At 48.8% G+C, this 1,327-nt stretch carries 3 protein-coding genes; all 3 read right to left on the bottom strand.

Annotated features, from left to right (window positions below):
• Positions 1-23 precede the first annotated feature (23 nt).
• The gene (gene nuoK, locus HW443_RS11325) at positions 24-398 is read right to left on the bottom strand and encodes an NADH-quinone oxidoreductase subunit NuoK (RefSeq protein WP_176235354.1); all 375 of its coding nucleotides are present in this window, start codon (positions 396-398) and stop codon (positions 24-26) included.
• Complete coding sequence (locus HW443_RS11320; RefSeq protein WP_176235353.1) at positions 395-895, bottom strand: NADH-quinone oxidoreductase subunit J; 501 nt, start codon at positions 893-895, stop codon at positions 395-397. The genes nuoK and HW443_RS11320 overlap by 4 nt, the downstream gene beginning before the upstream one ends.
• A 19-nt stretch (positions 896-914) precedes the next feature.
• Positions 915-1,327: 4Fe-4S binding protein (locus HW443_RS11315; RefSeq protein ID WP_176238233.1), on the bottom strand; the 413-nt coding region annotated here is incomplete at its 5' end.

The following is a 1,327-nucleotide window of genomic DNA, read 5'->3' as shown; positions in this document are numbered from 1 at the left end:
CCCCCCCCATAACTGATGAGGGATTACCTCTGCCCGGATTCCTCAATTTCTTCTTTTTCCTCCCCAACTGACCTACTACGTTCCCACAAGTGCCCCAGGCTAAATTCAAAAAGACTCACTCTCAGAGAGTCAGAATTCTCAAAAACACGGTGGCCAATAGCAACACCTAACATGATTTGAGATAGAAGAGCGCCCATTATGAAAAGAGCCAGCACATCGCCTCTGGGATCTCCAGGGTCAAGATAGGCCGAAAAAGCAGCCAGATTGATGACTACCGCGCTCAACATGATCTCAAAGGAAAAAAGCACAAAGACCATGTGTCTCCTCAAGAGAGCTCCGGCCAGACCTATGGAGAATATCAGCAGGGATAGAAGGAGCAGCATGTTCAACAGTATCAACTACCTGCACTCCTGCCTTTTATGATGAAGACTGCTCCCAGGAGAGAGACGGCTACAATATTGGTCAAAAGAATTATGGCCACCGTATGGTCCAGGAAGAGAGACTTTCCCAAATCAGAAGCATAGATGGGAGTAAAGACCTTCCCTACCTTAATCTGCCAGGAAGTCTCCCATATACCATAACCTGTCCCGGCAAAGAAGGAAACTGCTATGGCTAGGGAGGCCATTTTTCGGAGCAGGGAGGTGGTCTCCCTGGTGTTTCTGTCGGCTTCCCTGGAGGACAGTCCAAAAAGGAAGAAACTCAGAAAAGTACCTGCCACAGCCAAAAAGTAGACCAGTCCCAGAGAATGAGAGAGTAAAAGAATCAGGATACCCAGAACGCTCAGAGACAAAAGAGTCAAATACAAAAGAGCTTTGACTGTGCTGCGCACGCTGATGACCAGGAGGGAAGTGACCACAGCGCTCAGACTCAGAATGGCAAAGAGCATTTCTCTCATGTTCTGATTTGCTTCTCCTCTATCCTAGCCAAAACTCCCGGGCCTTGGGCCTGGCATGCTCTACCAGATCCTCCAGGCTGTATTGGAACAGAGACAGATCCGCTTCAGCCAGCTCATACTTATAGGTCATCTCCAAGGCATTCTCAGGACATACTTGAACGCACAACCCGCAGAAGATGCAGTTGGATATATCGATGGAGAATTCTTTAACCTTGCTCTTCCCTTCTGCTGAAATGGAAGAGGCCCGGATAACCCCTACCGGACATATCTTCACGCACTCTCCGCATCCGGTACAGAGAATTCTGTGGGTATCAGGGTCTATTTGCAGCATGGGCAGACCCCTGCCCCTCTCCGGAACCAGAATTTTGTCGTAGGGATAGAGAACAGTTACGGATCTTCGAACCAGATTCTTGAAGGTCTGGATCATGCTTT

The organism is Candidatus Hakubella thermalkaliphila (assembly GCF_013281975.1).
Taxonomy (GTDB): domain Bacteria; phylum Actinomycetota; class Humimicrobiia; order Hakubellales; family Hakubellaceae; genus Hakubella; species Hakubella thermalkaliphila.
The sequence above is the reverse complement of the archived record's forward strand: the minus strand, read 5'-3'. Positions and strand labels throughout refer to the sequence as shown.

Bases quoted from the DNA above. Each gene is read 5' to 3' on its own strand.
- HW443_RS11320 (WP_176235353.1), bottom strand. From the start codon at position 895: ATGAGAGAAATGCTCTTTGCCATTCTGAGTCTGAGCGCTGTGGTCACT.